Source organism: Streptomyces sp. T028 (genome assembly GCF_048159505.1).
Lineage (GTDB): Bacteria > Actinomycetota > Actinomycetes > Streptomycetales > Streptomycetaceae > Streptomyces.
On the sequence record NZ_JBLRVZ010000036.1, the window covers coordinates 95,122 to 117,244 of the forward strand.

A 22,123-nucleotide genomic window follows, 5' to 3' on the forward strand; every position below is an offset into this window, starting at 1 on the left:
CCCCCCGACCGCGCACATCCGGCCACGCCCCTGACCCCGATACGCCCCCCTTCAACCCGTTATTCAACCCGTTATTCGACCCGCTGATCGACCCGTGATGAGAGGACCCGAAACCATGGCCGATGCCCCCGCCGGCAAGGTGACCTTCGTCGGTGCCGGCCCCGGCGCCGCCGATCTGCTGACGTTCCGCGCCGCGCGCGCCATCGCCGAGGCGGACGTCGTGATCTGGGCCGCGAGCCTGGTGCAGGCGGAGGTCCTGGACCATGCGCGGGAGGGTGCGGAGATCCTCGACTCGGCGACGATGTCCCTGGAGGACGTGGTGGCCGTGTACGAGCGGGCCCACCGGGACGGGCTGAGGGTGGCCAGGATCCACTCCGGTGACCCGGCCCTGTGGGGCGGTACGCAGGAGCAGCTCGACCGGTGCGACGCGCTCGGCATCGACACGGAGGTCGTCCCCGGCGTCTCGTCCTTCTCGGCCGTCGCCGCGCTCGCCCGGCGCGAGCTGACGATCCCCGAGGTCGCGCAGTCCGTCGTCCTCACCCGGCTCGGCGGCGGCAAGACGCCGATGCCGCCCGGTGAGGAGGTGCGGGAGTTCGCCCGGCACGGCACCACCATGGCGGTGTTCCTGTCGGCGGCCCGCAGCGGGCAGCTGGTGCGGGAGCTGCTGGAGGGCGGCTATCCGACGGACACCCCGGTCGTGGTCGCGTATCAGGCGACCTGGCCGGAGGAGCTGGTCGTGAAGTGCACGATCGGCACGCTGGAGGAGACGGTCAAGGAGCACAGGCTCTGGAAGCACACGCTCTTCCTGGTCGGCCCGGCCCTGGACGCGCACGGCACCCGCTCGCACCTGTACCACCCGGGTCACTTCCACGGTTTCCGCAAGGCCGACCCCGAGGCGCGGCGGACGCTGCGTGAGCGGGGTGCGAGTACGTGATCACCGTCATCGGCACGGGTACCGGGTCCCCGCCCGCCCCCGAGGAGCTGGCCGGCGCCGAGCTGGTCGTCGGCGGGCGGCGCCATCTGGACGCCGTACGGCTGCCCGAGGCGGTCGAGCGGATCGTCCTCGGTCCGCTCGCGCCCGCCCTGGAGACGATCGCGGAGTACGACGCGAAGGACCGGGCGGTGACCGTGCTGGCCTCGGGTGATCCGGGGTTCTTCGGGATCGTGCGGGCGCTCGCCGAGCGGTTCGGGGCGGAGCGGCTGGACGTGCGTCCCGGGGTGCCGTCGGTGGCCACCGCCTTCGCCCGGCTGGGGCTGGCCTGGGACGACGCGGTCGTGGTGAGCGCGCACGGGCGGGAGCTGCGGACGGCGGTCAACGTGTGCCGGGCGCATCCGAAGGTGGCCGTGCTGACCGGGCCCGGCGCCGGGCCCGCCGAACTGGGGGCCGCGTTGCGGCGGTCGGGGCGGGTGCTCGTGGTCGCCTCCGCGCTGGGCGACCCGGAGTGCGAGCGCGTGGTGCGGGTCTCCGCCGCCGGGGCCGCGGAACGGGAGTGGGGTACGGCGGTGAGTGTCGTCCTGTGCCTGGACGAGAGCCGGGTCCTCGGTCCCGTACGCACGCTGGCCGGGCGCGGGGCGGGACCGGCCGGGTGGGCGCTGGCCGAGGGCGACTTCGCGCACCGCGACTCGATGATCACCAAGTTCGAGGTGCGGGCGCTGGCCCTGGCCCGGCTCGGGCCGCGCCCCGGTGACCTGGTGTGGGACGTCGGCTCCGGGTCGGGCTCGGTGGCCGTGGAGTGCGCCCGGCTCGGGGCCGCGGTGAGTGCGGTGGAGCGGTCGGCGGACGGGGTGGAGCGGATCCGCGCCAACGCCGCGGCGCACGGCGTGTACGTCGATGTCGTGCACGGCGGCGCGCCGGACGCGCTGGGCGGCCTCGACGATCCCGACGCCGTGTTCGTGGGCGGCGGCGGGCGCGAACTGGCCGACATCGTGGGCGAGTGCGCGCGGCGGGCGCGGCGGACCGTGGTGGTCGCCATGGCCGCGCTGGACCGCGTACCGGCCGCCCGGGCCGCGTTCCTCGACGCCGGGTACGACGTCGACGGCGTCCTGCTCCAGTCCTCGCGGCTCACTCCCCTGCCGGGGGACGTGACCCGGCTCGCGGCGACCAATCCCGTTTTTCTGCTGTGGGGTGTGCGCACCCCGGTGTCCAGTGAAGGAGTTGATCGGTGATCGGCCTCATTTCCGCCACCGCGGCGGGGGCGGCGGCGCGGGACCGGCTGGCCGTGGCGTGGCCGGACCGCACGCGCGTGTACGACGGGCCCGTGGGGGACGCCGTCCGGCGGGCGTTCGCGGAGTGCGAGCAGCTCGTGTGTTTCCTCGCGACGGGGGCCGTGGTGCGGCTCGTCGCCCCGCTGCTCGGCGACAAGGCGTCCGACCCGGGGGTGGTGTGCGTCGACGAGGGCGGGCGGTTCGCGGTGCCGCTGCTCGGCGGACATGCCGGCGGCGCCAATGAACTCGCCCTGGAAGTGGGCGAGTTGCTCGGCGCCCAGCCGGTGGTGACCACGGCGACGGACGCCGTCGGCATCCCCGGCCTGGACACTCTCGGGCTGCCCGTGGAGGGCGAGGTCGCCGCGGTGACCCGGGCCCTGCTGGACGGGGAGCCGGTGGCGCTGGAGGCGGAGGTGGCGTGGCCGCTGCCGCCGCTGCCGTTCACGGAGTCGGACTCGTCATGCGGGTACACCGTGCGGGTCACGGACCGTGCCGTCGAGCCCGCCGCCCGGGAGGTGCTGGTGCGGCCGCCGTCGCTCGTCGTGGGCGTCGGCGCGTCCAAGGGCGCCCCGGCCGAGGAGGTCCTCGAGGTGATCGAGGGCGCGCTGCGGAAGGCGGGACTGTCCCCTCGTAGCGTCGCCTCGCTCGCCACCGTGGACGCCAAGGCGGAGGAACCCGGCATCCTGGAGGCCGCCGCGCGGCTCGGGGTGCCCGTGGTGACCCACCGTGCCGAGGAGCTGGCCGCCGTGGAGGTGCCGAACCCCTCCGACGCTCCGCTCGCCGCCGTCGGCACGCCGTCCGTCGCCGAGGCCGCCGCCCTGCGCGAGGGGGGCGAACTCCTGGTGCCCAAGCGGAAGTCGGGCGGCTCCCCCGCGATGGCGACCTGTGCCGTCGTACGGCGTCCGGGGCGCGGGCGGCTCGCGGTGGTCGGGCTCGGGCCGGGCGCCCGGGACCTGCTCACCCCGCGCGCGAAGGACGAGCTGCGGCGGGCCTCCGTGCTCGTGGGGCTCGACCAGTACGTCGACCAGATCCGCGATCTGCTGCGGCCCGGCACCCGGATCCTGGAGTCGGGTCTCGGTGCCGAGGAGGAGCGGGCGCGCACGGCCGTCGCCGAGGCCCGGCGCGGGCACGCGGTCGCGCTGATCGGCAGCGGGGACGCCGGGGTGTACGCCATGGCCTCCCCCGCGCTCGCCGAGGCCTCCGGGGACATCGACGTGGTCGGGGTGCCGGGGGTGACCGCCGCGCTCGCGGCGGCCGCGATCCTCGGCGCGCCCCTCGGGCACGACCATGTCTCGATCAGCCTGTCCGATCTGCACACGCCGTGGGAGGTCATCGAACGGCGGGTGCGGGCGGCGGCCGAGGCGGACATCGTGGTCACCTTCTACAACCCCCGCTCGCGGGGCCGCGACTGGCAGCTGCCCAAGGCGCTCGCGATCCTCGCCGGGCACCGGGAGCCGGGCACGCCCGTCGGGGTCGTGCGCAACGCCTCCCGCCCGGACGGCACCGCCCGCGTGACGACCCTGGCCGGCCTCGACCCGGCGACGGTCGACATGATGACCGTCGTGACCGTGGGCAACACCGCGACCCGGACCGTCGCGGGACGCATGGTGACGCCCCGCGGCTACCGCTGGCAGCAGGAGCCGAAATGACCGGCCCCCTCCCCTGCCACCACCCCCTGCCCGACCCTTTCGTTCCCGCCGAGGAGAAACAGTGACCACCCCGCCGCCCGCCCTGCTCATCGCCGGCCATGGCACCCGGGACGAGGCCGGAGCCGAGGCGTTCCGCGACTTCGTCCGGGAACTGGGGCGCCGCCACCCGGAGCTGCCCGTCGCGGGCGGATTCATCGAGCTCTCGGCGCCCCCGCTGGGCGAGGCCGTGACCGAGCTGGTGGAACGGGGGGTGCGCCGGTTCGCCGCCGTCCCGCTGATGCTGGTGTCCGCCGGGCACGCCAAGGGGGACATCCCGGCGGCCCTGGCCCGCGAGAAGGAACGGCACCCGGGGATCTCGTACACGTACGGCCGTCCGCTGGGCCCGCACCCGGCGCTGCTGAACGTCCTGGAGCGGCGTCTCGACGAGGCGCTGGGCAGCCCGGCGGGGCGCACCCCGGGCGACCGGTCCGACGTCACGGTGCTGCTGGTCGGGCGCGGTTCGACGGACCCGGACGCCAACGCCGAGGTGCACAAGGCGGCGCGGCTGCTGTGGGAGGGGCGCGGCTACGCGGGCGTGGAGACGGCGTTCGTGTCGCTGGCCGCGCCGGACGTGCCGAGCGGCCTCGACCGGTGCGTACGGCTGGGGGCGCGCCGGATCGTCGTCCTCCCCTACTTCCTGTTCACCGGCATCCTGCCGGACCGTGTACGCCGGCAGACCGAGGGCTGGGCGGCCGCGCACCCGGAGGTGGAGGTGCGCTCGGCGGACGTCATCGGGCCCGAGCCGGAGCTGCTCGACCTGGTGAGGGAGCGGTACGAGGAGGCGGTCGGCGGAGACCTGCGGATGAACTGCGACTCGTGTGTGTACCGGATCGCGCTGCCCGGGTTCGAGGACAAGGTGGGCCTGCCGCAGCAGCCGCACTTCCACCCCGACGACGACGATCACCACCACGGAAACCACGGGCAGCACGGGCACCACGGACACCACCATCACGGCGGACACGCCCATGCGCACTGACGGGCACGACCTCCGTCACCACGGGGACGCCGAGGTCCGCGACGACGGCTCGGCACTGGTCGACCTCGCGGTGAACGTCCGCGCGGACACACCCCCGCGCTGGCTGCGCGAGCACATCGCCGCGTCGCTGACCGGTCTCGCGGCCTACCCGGACGGGCGGGCCGCGCGGGCGGCCGTGGCGGCGCGGCACGGGCTGCCGGAGGAGCGGGTGCTGCTGACGGCGGGCGCGGCGGAGGCGTTCGTGCTGCTGGCGCGGGCGCTGAAGGTGCGCCGGCCGGTCGTCGTGCACCCGCAGTTCACGGAGCCGGAGGCGGCGCTGCGGGACGCCGGGCACAGCGTGGACCGGGTGGTGCTGCGGGCCGGGGACGGTTTCCGGCTGGATCCGGCGGCCGTTCCCGAGGACGCCGACCTCGTGGTGATCGGCAACCCCACGAACCCCACCTCGGTGCTGCACCCGGCGGAGACGATCGCGCGGCTGGCCCGGACGGGGCGGACGCTGGTGGTCGACGAGGCGTTCATGGACGCGGTGCCCGGCGAGCGCGAGGCCCTCGCCGGGCGTACGGACGTGCCCGGTCTCGTCGTGCTGCGCAGCCTCACCAAGACCTGGGGGCTTGCGGGGCTGCGGATCGGGTACGTCCTCGCCGACCCGGAGACGATCGCCGCGCTGGAGCGCGCCCAGCCGCTGTGGCCGGTGTCCACGCCGGCGCTGGCCGCGGCGGAGGCGTGCGTCTCGCCCCGGGCGCTGGCGGAGGCCGCCCACGCCGCGCATCGCGTCGCCACGGACCGGGCCCATCTCGTCGCGGGCCTGGAGGAGTTCGCCACCGACGGGGTGCGGGTAGCCGGACCGGCCGAAGGCCCCTTCGTGCTGATCCGGCTGCCGAGGGCGGCGGCGGTGCGCCGGCATCTGCGGGACCTGGGGTTCGCGGTGCGGCGGGGGGACACCTTTCCCGGGCTCGACGAGGAGTGGCTGCGCCTCGCGGTCCGGGACCGGCCCACGGTCAACTCGTTCCTCCAGGCCCTGGACCGGGCGATGACACTGGCTGACCGCTGACCGACGGCACCCGCTCCCGGGTGCCGTCCGGGAATCGGACCTCCACCGTGCCGTCGGCGCCGACGTCCGCCCCGGCCCCGGTGACCTGGGCGTGCACGCCCAGGGCGGACGAGCGTGACCAGCAGCGGGGCGGCGCCTCGAGGACGGGGTCGAGGAGTGCCGTCCGCAGGCGTCGGCGTCCAGGGCGCGTACGACGGTCCCGGCCGCGTCGCCCCACCCGTACAACCCGACGAGCGCACTGGTCAGCCCGTCGGCCCGACGGACCACCGCCCAGCCGGGCCCGGTCTCCGCCCCGGCGGCGCGGTGTCGTCGGCGACGGCCCAGCCGCCCTCCCGCACGGGCGTGTCCGACGGGGCGTCCACGCGATGGACGCGGATCTCCCAGGGCCCGTGCACCACGCTGACGGTCTCGACACCACCGGCCCGGGACTCCTGCGTGCCTTCGACTCCTGCGGCACGCCTGTTCAGCCCACGACCCTGCCGTTCACCACCACCCGGCGGGGGGACGCGAGCGCCCGGACGTCGGCGCGCGGGTCGCTGTCGTAGACGACGAGGTCGGCCGGGGCGCCCTCGTCCAGGCCGGGTCGGCCGAGCCAGCGGCGCGCGTCCCAGGTGGTCGCCGCGAGCGCCGCCAGGGGCGGGAGACCGGCCCCGGTCACCAGCTCCGCCACCTCGGCGGCCACCAGCCCGTGCGGGAGGGTGCCGCCGGCGTCCGTGCCGACGAACACCGGGATGCCGGCGTCGTAGGCCGAGCGCACCGTGTCGTAACGGCGCTCGTGAAGCCGGCGCATATGGGCCGACCAGCGCGGGAACTTGGACTCGCCGCCCGCCGCGAGCTTCGGGAAGGTCGCGATGTTGACGAGGGTCGGGACGATCGCGACGCCGTGCTCGACGAACAGCGGGATCAGGTCCTCGGTGAGGCCCGTCGCGTGCTCGACGCAGTCGATGCCCGACTCGACGAGGTCGCGCAGGGAGTTCTCGGCGAAGCAGTGCGCGGTGACCCGGGCGCCCAGGCGGTGCGCCTCCGCGATGGCCGCCTCGGCCGCCTCCCTGGGCCAGCTGGGCGCGAGGTCACCGGTCTCGCGGTCGATCCAGTCGCCGACCAGCTTGACCCAGCCGTCGCCGCGCCGCGCCTCCTGGGCGACGTACGCGACGAGGTCCTCCGGCTCGATCTCGTGGGCGTAGCCCCGGATGTAGCGGCGGGTGCGCGCGATGTGCCGGCCCGCCCTGACGATCTTCGGGAGGTCGTCGCGGTCGTCTACCCAGCGGGTGTCGGAGGGCGAGCCTGCGTCGCGGATCAGCAGGGTGCCCGCCTCGCGGTCGGTCAGCGCCTGCTTCTCGGCGATGTCCGGCCCGACCGGGCCCTCCGGTCCGAGGCCGACATGGCAGTGGGCGTCGACCAGGCCGGGCAGCGCCCAGCCGACCACGGTCCGTACGTCGCGGGCGCCGGCCGGACGGTCGTAGGAGATCCGGCCGGCGACGACCCACAGCTCGTCGCGGATGTCGTCGGGTCCGGCCAGGACCCTGCCCTTCACGTGCAGCACCGGGTGATCGCTCATGGCCTCAGCCTAGGACGACGGGCAGACCGTCCTCAATACGGCTGAGCAGCCGGCCGCCGTGCACGCGCGGGGCGTCGAAGCAGCGCAGGTCGTCGGCGTCGTCGGCGCCCTCGGAAAGCATGCCTGTCACACGGCACCGACAATCCGCCCCGGTCAGGACTTTTCCTCCTCCACCTCCGCCATCGCCGGGTCGAGCAGCCGGGAGAGGAAGTGGCGGGTGCGCTCGTGCTGCGGGTTGCCGATGACCTGGGCGGGGGTGCCGTCCTCGACGACCACTCCGCCGTCCATGAAGACGACCCGGTCGGCGACCTCGCGGGCGAAGGTCATCTCATGGGTGACGACCATCATGGTCATGCCCTCGCGGGCGAGCATCCGCATGACCGCGAGGACGTCCCCGACCAGTTCCGGGTCGAGCGCCGAGGTCGGTTCGTCGAACAGCATCACCTCCGGGCCCATGGCGAGCGCGCGGGCGATCGCGACGCGCTGCTGCTGGCCGCCGGAGAGGGAGGCGGGGTAGGCGTCGGCCTTCTCGGCGAGGCCGACGCGCTCCAGGTTCTCGGCGGCCACCTTCGCCGCCGCGGCCTTGTCCCGGCGCAGCACGCGGCGCTGCGGCAGGGTGAGGTTCTCGGTCACGGTCAGATGCGGGAAGAGGTTGAACTGCTGGAAGACCATGCCGATACGGCGGCGTACGGCGTCGATGTCGACGTCCGGGTCGGTGAGTTCGGTGCCGCCGACGAGGACCTGGCCCTTGGTCGGCTCCTCCAGCAGGTTCACGCACCTGAGCAGGGTCGACTTGCCTGAGCCGGAGGGGCCGATGACGCAGACGACCTCGCCCTGGCCGATCTCCAGGTCGATGCCGCGCAGCACCTCGTTGTCGCCGAAGGACTTGTACAGGCCCCTCACTTCGATCTCTGGTCGGCTCACTTCACGGCCTCCCGGGCCTTGGCCTCCATCCGGCGCACGACGAAGCCGAGCGGGATGGTCACCAGCAGGTAGCACAGGCCGGCGACCAGGATGGGGGTGGAGTTGGCGGTGGTGCTGGCGAGGTCACGGCCGTACTTGGACAGTTCGCGCTCTTCCAGGGTGACACCGAGGAACAGCACCAGTGAGGAGTCCTTGAAGAGCAGGACGAGTTCGTTGGTGAGCGGCGGGAGGATGATCCGGAAGGCCTGCGGGATGATGATCGAGACCATGGCGCGGGCGGGCGAGAAGCCCAGCGAACGGGCCGCCTCCAGCTGTCCCTTGGGGACGGCCTGGATGCCGGCGCGGATCGTCTCCGCCATGTAGGCGGCGGCGACCAGGCCGAGCGCGAGGGCGACCTTGCCGTACGTCCCGCCGACGATCTCCGTGCCGGGGAAGGCCAGCGGGACGGCCACGCCGATGAAGATGAAGATCAGCAGGGCGGGCAGACCGCGGAAGATCTCGATGTAGATGCCGGCCAGCCAGCGGTAGGGGCCGACCGAGGACAGCCGCATCAGCGCGATCAGCATGCCGAGCGCGAGGCCGACGGCGAAGCCGGACACCGTGTACAGCACGGTGTTCTTCAGGGCCAGTGTGATGACGTCCGGGAACATCTGCCGGGCGATGTCCCACTGGGCGAACTGGTTCCGCAGCCGGTCCCAGTCCGCCGAGACCGCGAAGGCGATCACGGCGGCGACGAAGACGACGTACTGCGCGCCCCGGGACAGTCTGCGCTTCTGCCGCCGGGTCAGGCCCTTCTTCTTCGGCTGGAGGGGTACGTCGGCGGCGGTCATGACGCGGAGGGCGACGCGGCCGACTCGTCGTAGGGGCCGATCCACTGCTCGTACAGCTTCTTGTACGTGCCGTCCGCCTTCGCGCCGGCGAGCGCCTTGTTGATCGCGGCGAGGAGCTTGGCGTTGCCCTTCTTCACGGTGAAGCCGTACTGCTCGCCGGTGTTGAGGTTGTCGACGACGGTGAAGGCGTCGGCGTTGGCCTTGTCCTTCAGCCAGCCCTGGACCACCGGGTAGTCGATGACGACGGCCTTGACCTGGCCGGTGCGCAGTCCGTTGAGGACGGCGTCGGAGGACTCGAAGGAGACCGGGTCGAAGCCCTGCTTCTTGACGTAGTCCTCGCCGGTGGTCTGCGCCTGGGCGCCCAGCTTGAGGTTCTTGGACTTCACGTCGGCGAGCGAGGTGACGCCGGCGTTCTTGTCGATCAGGACGGCCTGGGTGGCGTCGAAGTACGGGTCGGAGAAGTCGACGTTCTTCTTGCGCTCGTCGGTGATGGTCATACCGGCCGCGGCCAGGTCGCACTCGCCCGCGTTCAGGAAGGCGCCCGTCTTGAAGTTCTCGAACGGGGTGTCGAGGATCTCCTGCTTCACACCGAGGTCGTCGGCGACCAGGTCGATCAGCGAGACGTCGAAGCCCTGCACCTTGCCGTCGATCTCCGACTGGAACGGCGGGTACGGGAGGTGCGTGCAGGTGGTGAGCTGTCCGGCCTTGACCAGCTCGACGCCGCCGGCGGCGGTCTTGGAGCCGCTGGAGCCGTCGTCGCTGGAGGTGCAGGCGGACACGAGCACCAGCCCGGCCGTCGCGGTGAGGGCGGCCAGGACGCGGGGCAGAGCGCGGGTCCGGCGGCCGGGGACGGTGTTCACGGGGACCTCCTGTGAGGGAACTATGGGTTCCGATTATAAGGAGATGTTTGGGTGTCTCAAACCAAACCGATGGTTGCGGGGCTGATCCACCTAAGAAGCCACCGGTCGGGTCGAGTTGGGGCGGCGGTTACTCTCGTGACCTCATACCCCGTGAGTGAGAAGAGAGCACCACTGTTCGGTCTCGCCGGACGAGCACGCGTCGCGCCTGTGAAGTCACGAGGGCCGTGCCGGTCGGCCACGACTGGTTCCAGGTCAGGCCGACCCCGCGGCTGGAGAACTCGGTCGGAATGTCCACCAGCGCTCCCGAGTGCGCGCCGTCGGCGGTCACCACGATGGAGGTACGATCCCGGCCCGTACGCGCGGAGACGGACCGGTCACCGCGCCCCCTCGTTCACTTGAACGATTGCATCGAGCCAGATGATGCGCACTGCGTGTCGAGCCCACGTTGAGCATGTGTTGAGCGGGCTTCGAGCCGGCGTCGAGGGAGAGCAGGGTTTCACTCTGGTTCAGGGGTCCGCCCGGTCACGCACACATTCTCCGGCAACGTATCGACGGGGTTACCGGCGCCTGAGTTCACTCCGGTCCGCTGAGGGCCCCCGGTCTACAGCCACGCCAGCGACGCCGTCCGCTCCAGTACGTTCCGTACGGCGGCGGCGTCGCCCGTGGCCGTGTGCGCCGCCGTGTCCGGGGCGCGCCGGCCGCCCGCCAGGAAGCAGAACTCGACCGGTTCCAGGGAGAGTTCGGCGCGTACCGGGCCGGTGCCGGCGCCGAGGGTCCACTCGCCGACGCCGGTGACCGTGAACCGCACGGGCGGGGTATCGGAGCCCAGGGCCTGGCCGAGGACGCCCACCGCCAGCCCGACCAGCCGCCGCAGCTGCGCCGCGGGCGGCGGCGGGACGTGCAGGCCCAGGGCGCGGCCGATGTCGTCGGTGTGGATCCAGGTCTCGAAGGCCCGGACGGCGAAGTGGTGGGCGATGGGCAGCCGCATCCCCATCAACTCGACCGGGCGCGCGGCCCGTTCGGCGTCATGGGCCTCGGGCGTGGCGAGCAGCGCGGCCGCTTGGGCCTTCCAGGCGGCGCTCGTGTGCTCGGGCGCGTGACGCAGTTCGTGGCGGATGGTGTCGGCCGTGCGCCGGTTCCAGTACGCCTCCCAGGGCTCGCCGTCCATGACCGGTGACGGCGGCACCGACGGCTCCACGCCCAGCTGCACCGCGAGCTGCTCGTCGGCGGCGAGGAGATGGGCGAGGGTGGCCTGGACGTTCCAGTCGTGCACGACGGGGACCTTCCAGCGGTCGTATCCCCACCTGCCGTACACATGGGGCAGGAGTGCGGTGAGGGCGGCCACGGCTGCGGCGTAGGCGGCGGCGTGCTCGGCGACCGGGGTGGCGGGCGGTCGGGGGGTGCGCCACGTGTGACGGCGGCCGTGGAACAGCCCGGCCACCACGTCCTCGGCCTCGGCCTCGGCCTGGGCCTCGGCCCCGGTCTCGACCTCGGCCCCGGTCTCCGTCTCCTCGGTCGACCACCAGGGTGCGGGCCTCTCCGGTCCGCTGCCGTCCCCGGGCGGCACGTCCAGCAGGCGTACGGTCTCGCGCAGCCGGTCCGTCTCGGCCGCGCACTCGGCGCAGCCGCCCAGGTGACGGGCCACCGTCTCCCGCTCGGCGGGCGTGACGGCGTCGAAGGCCGCGGCGGCCACCAGGTCGCGCAGCTCGTCGTGGTCGTTCGACTCGTCGTGGTCGGGTGTCTCGTCGTGGTCGGGTGTCTCGTCGTGCCCGTGCTCGGTGGTCACCGGTCGCCTCCTTCCGCTGTCGCCGTTGTCGTCACCGTTGCCGCTGTCGCCGCTGTCGCCCTCATGCGCCTCTCCCCAGGGACGGTTCGGGCGGGTCGGCCAGGGTCTCGGCCAGTCTGCGCAGGGCGGTGCGCAGCCGGGTCTTGGCGGTGCCCTCGGGGATGCCGAGTTCGGCGGCGGCCTCGCGGTAGGTGCGGCCCGCGAAGTAGGCGAGGTGCACCACCTCCCGTTGGGGCGGCGGGAGTTCGGCGAGCGCGGAGTGCAACAGCAGGGAGCGTTCGCGGTCCACGACGGTCTCGTCGGGGCCGGGGGCCGCGTCCGGGAGGGTGACCAGGGCGCTGTCGTCGGCGGGGGCGGCCTTGCGGTGCCGTGTCTCGTGGCGCACCCAGTCCACGGCCCGCCGGTGCGCGAGCATGGACAGCCAGGTCCGCAGGCTGCCCCGGCGCGCGTCGAAGGCGTACGGCTTGGACCACAGCTCGGTGAACACCTCCTGCGCGATGTCCTCGACGGCGGCCGGGCTGCGGGTGACGCGCAGGGCGATCCGCCGCACCAGCCCGCCGTAGAGGGCATACGTCTCGGCCAGCGCGGCCCCGTCCCCGTACACCAGCCGCCCGTGCAGCTCGGCGTCCGCGGCGCGCCCGCCCGCCCGCGCTAAGACATCCGTGTCCGCGTCCGCGTCCGTTGGTTCCACCGGCACCTCCACCCCTGGGTGCCTTCCTAGCGTCCCGGGCACACGTGCGGCAAGGGGGGTCAGCCCGACAGGGCGTCCAGCAGGCGGTCGACGTCGGCGGGTGTGTTGTAGAGGTGGAAGGATGCGCGCAGGTTGCCCGCGCGGTCGGACACCTCGATACCGGCCTCGCTCAACCCGGGCTGGCGCGCGCCGAGTCCGGGCACGGAGACGATCGCGGAGCCGGGGGCGGGCACGGGCTCGTGGCCCAGGGAGGCGAGTCCCTCGCGGAAGCGGTCGGCGAGGGCCAGGTCGTGGGCGCGTACGGCGTCCACGCCGAGTTCCTCGAGGAGTTCGAGGGAGCGGCGCAGGCCGGCGTAGGTGAAAAGGGCGGGGGTGAGGTCGAACCGCCGGGCGGAGTGGGCGAGTTCGGTCACGGGCCCGTAGCAGCTGTCCCAGGGCCGCTCGCCCGCGACCCAGCCGGCCAGGACCGGGGTCAGTCCGCCGAAGTCCTCCGGGACGACGAGGAAGGCCGCCCCGTGCGGGCCGAGCAGCCACTTGTAGCTGACGCAGGCCGTGTAGTCGTACGCGTCGGCGTCCATGGGCAGCCACCCGGCGCCCTGGGAGAAGTCGACGTAGGTGCGGGCCCCGTGTTCGCGGGCCGCCTCGCGCAGCGCGGGCAGGTCGGCGATCCGTCCGTCGGCGGACTGCGCACCGCTGACGGCGACGAGCGCGGTGCCCGGGCGGACCGACTCGGCGATCCGCTCGAGGGGCACGGCGCGCACCTTGAGGTCGCCGCGGACGTGGAACGGGTTGAGGACGGAGGTGAAGTCGTCCTCGGCGGTGAGCACCTCGGCGCCGGCGGGCAGCGAGGCGGCGATCACGCCGGAGTGGGCGGCGACCGAGGCCCCGGCCGCCACCCGCTCGACGGGGACTCCCGCCAGCCGGGCGTAGGAGGCGCGGGCCGCCTCCATGTCGGCGAAGAGCGGGGTCAGGGGCCTGCCTTCGGCCCGCATCAGCGCCGCCTCCTGCAAGGCCGCCACGGTACGGGCCGGCAGGAGCCCGCTGCTCGCGGTGTTCAGGAAGGTGTTCTTCGGGGCGAACTCGGTTCGGACGAGGCTCTCGAAGGTCTCCATGGCTCCACTGTGCGGCCGGGAGAAGTCGAAGTCCATTGCGGATTTCTACGCGGAATCCCTAAGGAACGCTTATAGGTCCGCCCCCACCTGCGCTTCTCAGTGCTGGGGCACCGCGCATCCGTCCGGGCCACAGGCCTCGGCGCCGCCGTCGTCGATCAGCTTCAGCGGGGAGCGGTCACCCCAGGCCTGGGTGAGGGCCTGGGCGAAGACCTCGGCGGGCTGGGCGCCGGAGACGCCGTAGGCACGGTCGAGGACGAAGAAGGGGACACCGTTCGCGCCGAGCTGGGCGGCCTCGCGCTCGTCGGCGCGGACGTCGTCTGCGTAGGCGGCCGGGTCGGTGAGGACGGTGCGGGCGGCGTCGGCGTCCAGGCCGGCCTCGACGGCCAGCTGCACGAGCCGCTCGTCGCCCTCGGTGAAGACGGAGCGCTCCTCGGCGAAGTTCGCCCGGTACAGGAGCTGGATCAGCTCGTCCTGGCGGCCCTGCTCCTTGGCGAAGTGCAGCAGGCGGTGCATGTCGAAGGTGTTGCCGTGGTCGCGGTCCCGGGTGCGGTACTCCAGTCCCTCGGCGGCGGCCTGGGCGCCCAGGTTCTCCTCGCCGGCCCGGGCCTGCTGCTCGCTCATGCCGTACTTCTTGGTGAGCATCGTGATCACGGGCTGGACGTCGCCCTTGGCGCGCCCCGGGTCGAGTTCGAAGGAGCGGTGCACGACCTCGACCTGCTCGCGGTGCGGGAAGGCGGCGAGGGCCTTCTCGAAGCGGGCCTTGCCGACGTAGCACCAGGGACAGGCGATGTCCGACCAGATCTCGACGCGCATCTTCTCGGCTCTCTCCAGCTCGTACGGGGGACGGAGACTGCCTCCGCCGAGTGCATGAACGTTCAAGCAGCGGGGTTCATTCCCCGCCGGATCCTCCGCTCACGGAGAACCGCAGGAAGAGGTGGTGGTCGTCCTCCGCGGGCGGGTTCTCCGGGTCCGGGACCCAGCCCTGACGCGCGTAGAAGGCCTGGGCGCGGCGGTTGTCGACATGTACGTCGAGTACGGCCGTACGGCGGCCGTCCGCCCGCCACTGCTCCACGCAGGCGGCGTGCAGGGCCGTACCGACCCCCGCGCGCCAGTGGTCGGGGTCGACATGGAACTGGAACAGCTTGACCGTGTCCGCGCCGGCGTCCTCCGGCACCCGGAAGGAGGCCAGCCCGACGATCCGCCCCCGCTCCACCAGGCACAGCACGGTCCCGGTGGGCCGCTCGATGGCGGCGCGCCAGCCGGCGAGCCAGTCGGTGCCGTCCTGCGGGAGACCGTCGGGATAGTAGGTGGCCCGGGCGCGCGCGTGCAGCGCGGCGACGGTCTCCGCCTCGGCGAGGACGGCGGTGCGGATGACGCGGCTCGGGGTGGGGGTTTCTCCGATCATGCACCAGAGGACGGGCGGGCACCCGGACCGGTTCCGCCCGCGCGCCGCCGGTCCGCTCAGCTGCCGTCTCTGAGGTCGTCCGGCCAGCTGTCCCGGAACTCGATGTGGTCGTACGTCACCACACAGCCCTCCCCCATCGGCGACTGCGTCATGAACCCGACGAGAGCGGCACCCGTCTCCTTCTCGTCCCCCAGCGTGAACAGCCGGACGAAGGTCCATCGCTCGCCGTCGCGCGAGGCGTGGAAGGCGAAGGCCCGCCCCGTCCGGCTCACCCGCAGCCAGACCGAACTCCCGTCCACGGTGAAGGAGTTGGCGTCGTCGGAGTGCCCCCGGGTGACGACCGTGCAGACGGTCGCCACATCCGGCGAGTACTCCAGACAGAGCTTGGCCCAGGCACGTTCACCGACATGGACGTACAACACCCCCGCGTCGAACGCCCAGTTGAACCCCACGGTGACCCGCGCGATCAGCTGGAAGTCCCCCTCGGGCGCCCCGAGCAGCCTCGGGGCGTCACCGGCGGGCTCCAGCGCCTCCCCGGTAGGCGTGACAAACCGATCCTGCCGGGGCCCCGCCCAGGCACTGAGCACCCCGTCCTCATGGGCCCAGTGCCCATCGGGCCCATAAGTACGAAGGGGGAAGGGCAGTTCGGGAAGCGAGACATCCATGGCGGAATTATCTAGGGTGAGCCAGGCCAACCTTCTTGGGGGCGCGGGGCTGTATCGACATGCGGCTCCGCCGCGTGGGCGCGACAAGCCACGACGAACCCGCAGCCCGCGAACAACCGCACCCCCTACGGCGCTACCGCTCAAGCCGCCCGTTGAACCTCCGCGGCAGCCCCAACTCGTTCTCGTCCCGAAGCTCCACCGGCAACAGCGCGGCAGGCGCGTTCTGGTAGACGACAGGCCGCAGCCACCGCTCGATGGCGGTCCCGCCCACGGAGGTGGACGTGGACGTGGTCGCCGGGTACGGCCCCCCGTGATGCTGGGCGGGCGCCACGGCGACACCGGTCGGCCACCCGTTCACGAGCACACGCCCCGCCAGCGGCGTCAGCTCGGCGAGGATCTCCCCACCGCGCCCCTGACCGGCGGCCTCCTCGTCCGACAGCTGCACGGTGGCCGTCAGGTTGCCCGGCAGGCGCGACAGTACGGCCCTGACCTCACCGTCGTCCTCGTAGCGGGCCACGACGGTGACCGGCCCGAAGCACTCCTCCAGCAGCAGATCGTGCTCACCGCCGGCGGCCAGCCGACTGGCGGGCACCGTGAGGAAGCCCGCGCTGACGGTGTGCTCCCCGCCCGCGCCGGGTGTCACCGGCGAGTCGACCTCGGCCAGCTCCGCGCGCTCGGCGACCCCGGCGATGAAGTTGTCCCGCATCCGGTGGTCGAGCAGCACGCCCGCCTCGGTGGCGCTGACCGCGTCGGTGAGGGACTTGACCAGCCCGTCACCGGCCGCGCCGGACGGTACGAGGACCAGTCCGGGCTTGACGCAGAACTGGCCGACGCCGAGGGTCATGGAGCCCGCGAGGCCCGCGCCGATGGCCTCCGCGCGCTCGGCGGCGGCGGCCTCGGTGACGACGACGGGGTTCAGCGAGCCGAGCTCGCCGTGGAAGGGGATCGGCACCGGCCGGGCCGCCGCCGCGTCGAACAGCGCGCGCCCGCCCCGGACGGACCCGGTGAAACCGGCCGCGGTGACCAGCGGGTGCTTGATCAGCTCGACACCGGCCTCGAAGCCGTGGACGAGACCCAGGACGTCCTCGGAGATGCCGTGCGCGGCGGCGGCCGTGCGCAGCACCTTGGCGACCAGCTCGGACAGGGCCGGGTGGTCGGGGTGCGCCTTGACCACGACCGGGTTGCCCGCCGCCAGCGCGCTCGCGGTGTCGCCGCCGGCGACGGAGAAGGCGAAGGGGAAGTTGGAGGCCGAGTACACGGCGACGACACCCAGCGGCACCTTGTAGCGGCGCAGGTCCGGGATCGGCGGGGTGGCGGTGTCGTCGGGGTGGTTGATCACGACGTCGAGGAAGGCGCCCTCGTCGACGATCCCGGCGAACGCGCGCAGCTGGTAGCAGGTGCGGGCCAGCTCGCCGTTCAGCCGCACCGGGCCGAGCGCGGTCTCCGCGTCGGCGACCTCGACCAGCTGGTCCTTGGCCGCCTCCAGCTTGTCGGCGGCGGTGCGCAGGAAGGCGGCGCGGACGGTGCGGTCCGCGAGGGAGCCCCGCGCGCCGTGCGCGGCGCGGACGACGGTGTCCACCTCCTGGGCCGTGGCCTCCACCGCAACCTGTTCACGCTGCTTCCCGGTACGGGGGTCGACACTCCAGACTGGTGCTGCTGCCACCGCGGGTCCCTCCACGCTTGCTCACTGGCCACGTTTGGTACTGGCTCATCCACTGGCTTATCACTGGCTTATCCACCAGGGATGTTCGATATACTGAACAGCGTTTCTCATGGTGAATATGCTGTTGGAGACTATTTCCCGTCGAACGAAGGGGTCAAGGGCGATGTCGGCTGGCGAGACGGGGGGCGGGGCGCAGGTCAAGTCCGCGGTGCGGACGGTTGAGCTGCTGGAATACTTCGCCGGCCGCCCCGGAATGCACTCCCTCGCGGCGGTCCAGGAGGCCGTCGGCTACCCCAAGTCCAGTCTCTACATGTTGCTGCGCACGCTCGTGGAACTGGGCTGGGTGGAGACGGACGCGACGGGCACCCGGTACGGCATCGGGGTGCGGGCGCTGCTCGTCGGCACCTCCTACATCGACGGCGACGAGGTGGTGGCCGCCGCCCGCCCGACCCTGGACCGGCTCTCGGACGACACCACGGAGACCATCCACCTGGCCCGGCTCGACGGCACGAACGTGGTCTACCTCGCCACCCGCCAGTCCCAGCACTATCTGCGCCCCTTCACCCGCGTCGGCCGCCGGCTGCCCGCCCACTCCACCTCCCTGGGCAAGGCGCTGCTGAGCACGTACACCGACGAGCAGGTCCGCAAGCTGCTCCCGGAGACGCTCCCCGCGCTCACCGAGCACACCATCACGGACCGCGAGAAGCTCATCGAGGAGCTGCACCAGGTACGTGAGCAGGGCTTCGCCGTGGACCGCGAGGAGAACACCCTCGGCCTGCGCTGCTTCGGCGTGGCGGTCCCGTACCGCACCCCGGCCCGGGACGCGATCAGCTGCTCGGTGCCGGTGGCCCGCCTCACCCCGGCGCACGAGCAGCTGGTGAAGGACGCCCTGTTCGACGCGCGCGACCGGCTGACCCTCGCCACCCGCCGACTCTGACCCCGACCGGCGTAGGGTCGGCTGATGGAAATCTCCCTGCGCCCGGTTCACGACAGTGATCTGCCGGTGTTCTACCGGCAGTTGAACGATCCCGAGGCCCTGCGGATGGCCGCGTTCACCCCGGAGAACCCCGCCGACCGGTCGTTGTTCGAGGACCACTGGAAACGGGTCAGGTCCTCCTCCGCGCTGGTCCGTACCGTCCTGGCCGACGGGGACGTCGTCGGTCACGCCTCGGTGTACGGGGAGCCGGGCGAGCGCGAGGTGACGTACTGGGTGGACCGCGCCTACTGGGGCAAGGGGATCGCGACGGCGGCGCTGCGCGCGCTGCTGGCGGAGGTTCCCGAGCGCCCGCTGTACGCCCGGGCGGCGGCCGACAACGCCGGTTCCCTCCGGGTGCTCCAGAAGTGCGGCTTTCGCTTCACGGCGCACGCCTCGGGCTTCGCCCACGCGCGCGGCGAGGAGATCCCGGAGGTCGTCCTGAAGCTGGACGCATGAACGTACGACGTATGAACGTACGATGAGAAAACCGGCCGAAGGGAACGATTCGCTTCGGCCGGTTCGTCTTAGTGATCGCAATGAACAAGACGATCAGGCGTGCCTCGGTCTTCTCACTGCTCCTGGTGTTCGCCCTGCTGATCCGGGCGACCTGGGTGCAGTACTACGAGGCCCAGGCTCTCGCGGACGACACCGACAACCGGCGCAACGCGATCCAGACGTACTCGCAGCCGCTGGGGAACATCATCGTGGCCGGAAAGGCGGTCACCGGCTCGGCCCGTACGACGGGCGACCTCAAGTACAAGCGCACGTACACGAACGGCGAGCTGTACGCGGCGGTGACGGGATACGCCTCGCAGGCCTACGCCCCCACCCAGCTCGAGGGCATCTACGCCGACCTGCTCAACGGGACGGACAACCGGCTCAAGACCGTGATGGACACGGTCACCGACAAGCGGGCCGACCCCGGCAACGTGATCACGACGATCGACCCCGCCGTGCAGAAGGCGGCGTACGACGCCCTCGGCGACAAGAAGGGCGCGGCCGTCGCGATCGACCCGACGACCGGCAGGATCCTGGCCGTCGTGTCGACCCCGTCGTACGACCCTTCCTCGCTCACCGACGCCAACACGGCGGGTACGGCCTGGAAGAAGCTCAACGCCGACTCCGACAAGCCGCTGGTCAACCGTGCGCTGCGACAGCCGCTGGCGCCGGGTTCCACGTTCAAGCTGGTGGTGGCGGCGGCCGCGCTGGAGGACGGGCTGTACGCGTCGGTGGACGACAGGACCGACAGCCCGGACCCCTACGCACTCCCCGGCACCCGGACGGACCTGAAGAACGAGAACACCTCCGCCCCCTGCGAGAACGCCACGATCCGGGTGGCGCTGCAGTACTCCTGCAACAACGTGTTCGCCCACATGGCCGTGCAGCTCGGGCAGGACAAACTGAAGGCGATGGCCGAGAAGTTCGGCTTCAACGACGGCACGCTGGATGTGCCGGTGCGGGCGTACGCGAGCGTGTACCCCTCCGACATGGACGAGTCGTCCACCGCTCTCACCGGTATCGGCCAGTTCGACGTGACCGCGACCCCGCTGCAGATGGCCATGGTGTCGGCGGCGATCGCCAACGGCGGTGAGCTGGTCTCGCCGCACATGGTCTCGCAGATCACCGACAGCGGCGGTGACGTGCTGAAGGACTACGACGACGAGGCGTCCACCACGCGGATCGTCAGCGCCTCCACCGCCGAGCAGTTGCAGTCGGCGATGCAGACGGTCGTCGAGAAGGGCACCGGCACGAACGCGCTCATCGACGGCGTCACCGTGGGCGGCAAGACGGGCACGGCCCAGAACGGCGAGAACAACAGCAAGGCCCCGTACGCCTGGTTCACGTCCTACGGCAAGGCCGACGGCAAGGAGGTGGCCGTGGCGGTGGTGGTGGAACAGTCGGACGCGGCGCGTTCTGAGGTCAGCGGCAATGGGCTTGCCGCCCCCGTCGCCAAGGCGATGATGGAGGCGGCGCTCAAGAAGTGAGGTTGACTGCGCGATTCGGCTGCGGGCCGTCCGTGGCTGGTCGCGCAGTTCCCCGCGCCCCTTAGGTTGCTCACCTCACCGGAGTTACTTCACCCCGAGCACCTGCTCGATCGGGTCGATCGCGAAGTACACCGCGAACAACGCCGACGCCCCCCACAGCAGCCAGTGCACGTCCCGCGCCTTGCCCAGCACCGTCTTGATGACGACGTACGCCAGGAACCCCGCGCCGATGCCGTTGGTGATGGAGTACGTGAACGGCATCACGGCGATGGTGAGGAACGCCGGGATGGCGATCTCGTACTTGTCCCAGTCGATGTTCTTGACCTGGGTCATCATCAGGAACCCGACGGCGACCAGCGCGGGCGCCGCCGCCTGGAGCGGGACGATCGTCAGGACCGGGGTGAGGAACAGGGCGAGGGCGAAGAGGCCGCCGGTGACGAGGTTGGAGAAGCCGGTGCGTGAGCCCTCGCCGACGCCGGCCGCGGACTCGATGTAGGAGGTCGCGGAGGACGAGGAGGCCGCGCCGCCGGCGACCGCCGCCGCGCCGTCGATGAGCAGCACGCGGCCGAGGTGGGGCACCTCGCCCTTCTCGTTCAGCAGTCCGGCCTCGGCGCTGATGCCGACGACCGTGCCCATGGTGTCGAAGAAGTCGGACAGGACGAGGGTGAAGACCAGCAGGACGACGGTGACGGCACCGGTCTCGCCGAACGCGCCGAACAGGCTGAAGTGACCGATCAGCCCGAAGTCGGGGGTGTCGACGAGTTGGTCGGGCCAGGCCGGGGTGGTCAGGCCCCAGTTCTTCACGTCGGCGGCCGAGTTGACGACGATCGCGAGCAGGGTCATCGCGACGATGCTGATCAGGATGGCGCCCTTGACCTTGCGTGCGAGCAGCGCGACGGTCAGCAGCACGCCGAGGCAGAAGACGAGTACCGGCCAGCCGGTGAGGGTGCCGGTGCCGCCGAGCTGGACCGGGACGGTGGTGTTCGCGGCGTCGGGGATGCGGCTGACGAATCCTGCGTCGACGAAGCCGATGAAGGCGATGAACAGGCCGATACCGACGCTGATGGCCTGCTTGAGCGGCTGCGGGATGGCGTGCATGACGGCCTCGCGCAGTCCGGTCACCACGAGGACGCAGATCAGCAGGCCTTCGAGGACGATCAGGCCCATCGCGTCGTCCCAGCTCATCAGCGGGGCGATCTGGAAGGCGACCACGGCGTTGAGGCCGAGGCCGGCGGCGAGCGCGAGCGGCAGGTTGCCGCCGACGCCCATGATGACGGTCATCACGGCGGCCACCAGGGCGGTGGCGGTGGTGAGTTGGACGCTGTCCAGGGTGTGGCCGAACTTGTCCTTCGCGCTGCCGAGGATGATCGGGTTCAGGACAAGGATGTAGGCCATCGTGAAGAACGTGGCGAAGCCGCCGCGTATTTCCCGGCCGAAGGTCGACCCCCGTTCGGAGATCTTGAAGAACCGGTCGACAGTGTCCACGTGTAACTCCTTGCTGCCTGTTCGATCGTGTGCGGATGCTGGCTGGATTGTTGCGTCGTTGAACCGTGCTCAGGTTTTCGCCGTGTTACGGAATCGGGCTGCCGCGCAGCTCCGGGCGGCCACATGATGTTCGAACCCCCGTACCAATCCAAGAGGTAGATCACTGCTACGCTTCCGGATCTCGTCCCGACTCCTTCTCGGGACATCCCCAGGTCATTCACCTGACACGCACAGCCAGCACTGCCGGCACCCTCGCCGGGTGC

20 protein-coding genes are annotated in these 22,123 nt (G+C 72.1%); 8 read left to right on the forward strand and 12 right to left on the reverse strand.

The features are described 5' to 3' along the window. Positions 1 to 115: 115 nt before the first annotated feature. The 5 genes from cobM to cobC all read left to right on the forward strand — a co-directional run bounded on the left by cobM (position 116) and on the right by cobC (position 5,920). Positions 116 to 934, forward strand: a complete 819-nt coding sequence (cobM, locus tag ACLZN2_RS32830; protein ID WP_416983038.1) for a precorrin-4 C(11)-methyltransferase — start codon at positions 116 to 118, stop codon at positions 932 to 934. Then, positions 931 to 2,166, forward strand: a complete 1,236-nt coding sequence (cbiE, locus tag ACLZN2_RS32835) for a precorrin-6y C5,15-methyltransferase (decarboxylating) subunit CbiE (RefSeq protein WP_416983039.1) — start codon at positions 931 to 933, stop codon at positions 2,164 to 2,166. The genes cobM and cbiE overlap by 4 nt, the downstream gene beginning before the upstream one ends. Then, entirely contained in the window at positions 2,163 to 3,854 is a 1,692-nt protein-coding gene (gene cobJ, locus ACLZN2_RS32840) for a precorrin-3B C(17)-methyltransferase (protein ID WP_416983040.1), read from the forward strand. The genes cbiE and cobJ overlap by 4 nt, the downstream gene beginning before the upstream one ends. 61 nt (positions 3,855 to 3,915) lie before the next feature. Beyond that, on the forward strand, positions 3,916 to 4,869 hold the full coding sequence (locus ACLZN2_RS32845) for a sirohydrochlorin chelatase (protein WP_416983041.1): 954 nt from the start codon (positions 3,916 to 3,918) through the stop codon (positions 4,867 to 4,869). Continuing rightward, positions 4,859 to 5,920: an Rv2231c family pyridoxal phosphate-dependent protein CobC gene (cobC, locus tag ACLZN2_RS32850; protein WP_416983042.1), complete on the forward strand. Its 1,062-nt coding sequence runs from the start codon at positions 4,859 to 4,861 to the stop codon at positions 5,918 to 5,920. The genes ACLZN2_RS32845 and cobC overlap by 11 nt, the downstream gene beginning before the upstream one ends. 463 nt (positions 5,921 to 6,383) lie before the next feature. On the opposite strand, the gene ACLZN2_RS32855 is transcribed toward cobC, so the two are convergent. From ACLZN2_RS32855 to ACLZN2_RS32905, 11 genes are all read right to left on the reverse strand, one after another. Beyond that, complete coding sequence (locus tag ACLZN2_RS32855; protein ID WP_416983043.1) at positions 6,384 to 7,478, reverse strand: amidohydrolase family protein; 1,095 nt, start codon at positions 7,476 to 7,478, stop codon at positions 6,384 to 6,386. Positions 7,479 to 7,631: 153 nt separating this feature from the next. Then, positions 7,632 to 8,402, reverse strand: a complete 771-nt coding sequence (locus ACLZN2_RS32860) for an amino acid ABC transporter ATP-binding protein (RefSeq protein ID WP_416983044.1) — start codon at positions 8,400 to 8,402, stop codon at positions 7,632 to 7,634. Next, on the reverse strand, positions 8,399 to 9,232 hold the full coding sequence (locus tag ACLZN2_RS32865; RefSeq protein WP_416983045.1) for an amino acid ABC transporter permease: 834 nt from the start codon (positions 9,230 to 9,232) through the stop codon (positions 8,399 to 8,401). Before ACLZN2_RS32865 ends, ACLZN2_RS32860 begins: the two co-directional genes overlap by 4 nt. Then, positions 9,229 to 10,092, reverse strand: coding sequence for a transporter substrate-binding domain-containing protein (locus tag ACLZN2_RS32870; protein ID WP_416983046.1), 864 nt, complete (start codon positions 10,090 to 10,092; stop codon positions 9,229 to 9,231). The genes ACLZN2_RS32865 and ACLZN2_RS32870 overlap by 4 nt, the downstream gene beginning before the upstream one ends. A gap of 601 nt (positions 10,093 to 10,693) precedes the next feature. Beyond that, positions 10,694 to 11,878: a maleylpyruvate isomerase family mycothiol-dependent enzyme gene (locus ACLZN2_RS32875; protein ID WP_416983047.1), complete on the reverse strand. Its 1,185-nt coding sequence runs from the start codon at positions 11,876 to 11,878 to the stop codon at positions 10,694 to 10,696. Between the two features lie 61 nt (positions 11,879 to 11,939). Then, positions 11,940 to 12,569, reverse strand: coding sequence for an RNA polymerase sigma factor (locus ACLZN2_RS32880; protein ID WP_416983048.1), 630 nt, complete (start codon positions 12,567 to 12,569; stop codon positions 11,940 to 11,942). A 59-nt stretch (positions 12,570 to 12,628) separates the two neighbouring features. Then, positions 12,629 to 13,681: an aminotransferase class V-fold PLP-dependent enzyme gene (locus ACLZN2_RS32885; RefSeq protein WP_416983066.1), complete on the reverse strand. Its 1,053-nt coding sequence runs from the start codon at positions 13,679 to 13,681 to the stop codon at positions 12,629 to 12,631. A gap of 96 nt (positions 13,682 to 13,777) precedes the next feature. Further along, entirely contained in the window at positions 13,778 to 14,494 is a 717-nt protein-coding gene (locus ACLZN2_RS32890) for a DsbA family oxidoreductase (RefSeq protein WP_416983067.1), read from the reverse strand. Between the two features lie 76 nt (positions 14,495 to 14,570). After that, the gene (locus ACLZN2_RS32895) at positions 14,571 to 15,086 is read right to left on the reverse strand and encodes a GNAT family N-acetyltransferase (protein ID WP_416983049.1); all 516 of its coding nucleotides are present in this window, start codon (positions 15,084 to 15,086) and stop codon (positions 14,571 to 14,573) included. Positions 15,087 to 15,142: 56 nt separating this feature from the next. Further along, positions 15,143 to 15,751, reverse strand: a complete 609-nt coding sequence (locus tag ACLZN2_RS32900) for a DUF1349 domain-containing protein (protein WP_416983050.1) — start codon at positions 15,749 to 15,751, stop codon at positions 15,143 to 15,145. 133 nt (positions 15,752 to 15,884) lie between these two features. Then, positions 15,885 to 17,414, reverse strand: a complete 1,530-nt coding sequence (locus ACLZN2_RS32905; protein WP_416983051.1) for an aldehyde dehydrogenase (NADP(+)) — start codon at positions 17,412 to 17,414, stop codon at positions 15,885 to 15,887. Between the two features lie 163 nt (positions 17,415 to 17,577). On the opposite strand from ACLZN2_RS32905, the gene ACLZN2_RS32910 reads away from it, so the two are divergent. From ACLZN2_RS32910 to ACLZN2_RS32920, 3 genes are all read left to right on the forward strand, one after another. After that, on the forward strand, positions 17,578 to 18,351 hold the full coding sequence (locus tag ACLZN2_RS32910) for an IclR family transcriptional regulator (RefSeq protein WP_416983052.1): 774 nt from the start codon (positions 17,578 to 17,580) through the stop codon (positions 18,349 to 18,351). A gap of 24 nt (positions 18,352 to 18,375) precedes the next feature. Then, complete coding sequence (locus tag ACLZN2_RS32915; RefSeq protein WP_416983053.1) at positions 18,376 to 18,846, forward strand: GNAT family N-acetyltransferase; 471 nt, start codon at positions 18,376 to 18,378, stop codon at positions 18,844 to 18,846. Between the two features lie 80 nt (positions 18,847 to 18,926). After that, entirely contained in the window at positions 18,927 to 20,375 is a 1,449-nt protein-coding gene (locus tag ACLZN2_RS32920) for a peptidoglycan D,D-transpeptidase FtsI family protein (protein ID WP_416983054.1), read from the forward strand. 84 nt (positions 20,376 to 20,459) lie between these two features. Here ACLZN2_RS32920 and ACLZN2_RS32925 read toward each other — a convergent pair whose 3' ends face one another. Beyond that, complete coding sequence (locus ACLZN2_RS32925; RefSeq protein WP_416983055.1) at positions 20,460 to 21,860, reverse strand: NCS2 family permease; 1,401 nt, start codon at positions 21,858 to 21,860, stop codon at positions 20,460 to 20,462. Between the last annotated feature and the right edge of the window lie 263 nt (positions 21,861 to 22,123).

Bases quoted from the DNA above. Each gene is read 5' to 3' on its own strand.
- ACLZN2_RS32885 (WP_416983066.1), bottom strand. From the start codon at position 13,681: ATGGAGACCTTCGAGAGCCTCGTCCGAACCGAGTTCGCCCCGAAGAAC.
- cobM (WP_416983038.1), top strand. From the start codon at position 116: ATGGCCGATGCCCCCGCCGGCAAGGTGACCTTCGTCGGTGCCGGCCCC.
- ACLZN2_RS32915 (WP_416983053.1), top strand. From the start codon at position 18,376: ATGGAAATCTCCCTGCGCCCGGTTCACGACAGTGATCTGCCGGTGTTC.
- ACLZN2_RS32910 (WP_416983052.1), top strand. From the start codon at position 17,578: ATGTCGGCTGGCGAGACGGGGGGCGGGGCGCAGGTCAAGTCCGCGGTG.
- ACLZN2_RS32855 (WP_416983043.1), bottom strand. From the start codon at position 7,478: ATGAGCGATCACCCGGTGCTGCACGTGAAGGGCAGGGTCCTGGCCGGA.
- ACLZN2_RS32920 (WP_416983054.1), top strand. From the start codon at position 18,927: ATGAACAAGACGATCAGGCGTGCCTCGGTCTTCTCACTGCTCCTGGTG.
- ACLZN2_RS32890 (WP_416983067.1), bottom strand. From the start codon at position 14,494: ATGCGCGTCGAGATCTGGTCGGACATCGCCTGTCCCTGGTGCTACGTC.
- cobC (WP_416983042.1), top strand. From the start codon at position 4,859: ATGCGCACTGACGGGCACGACCTCCGTCACCACGGGGACGCCGAGGTC.
- ACLZN2_RS32900 (WP_416983050.1), bottom strand. From the start codon at position 15,751: ATGGATGTCTCGCTTCCCGAACTGCCCTTCCCCCTTCGTACTTATGGG.
- ACLZN2_RS32865 (WP_416983045.1), bottom strand. From the start codon at position 9,232: ATGACCGCCGCCGACGTACCCCTCCAGCCGAAGAAGAAGGGCCTGACC.
- ACLZN2_RS32895 (WP_416983049.1), bottom strand. From the start codon at position 15,086: ATGATCGGAGAAACCCCCACCCCGAGCCGCGTCATCCGCACCGCCGTC.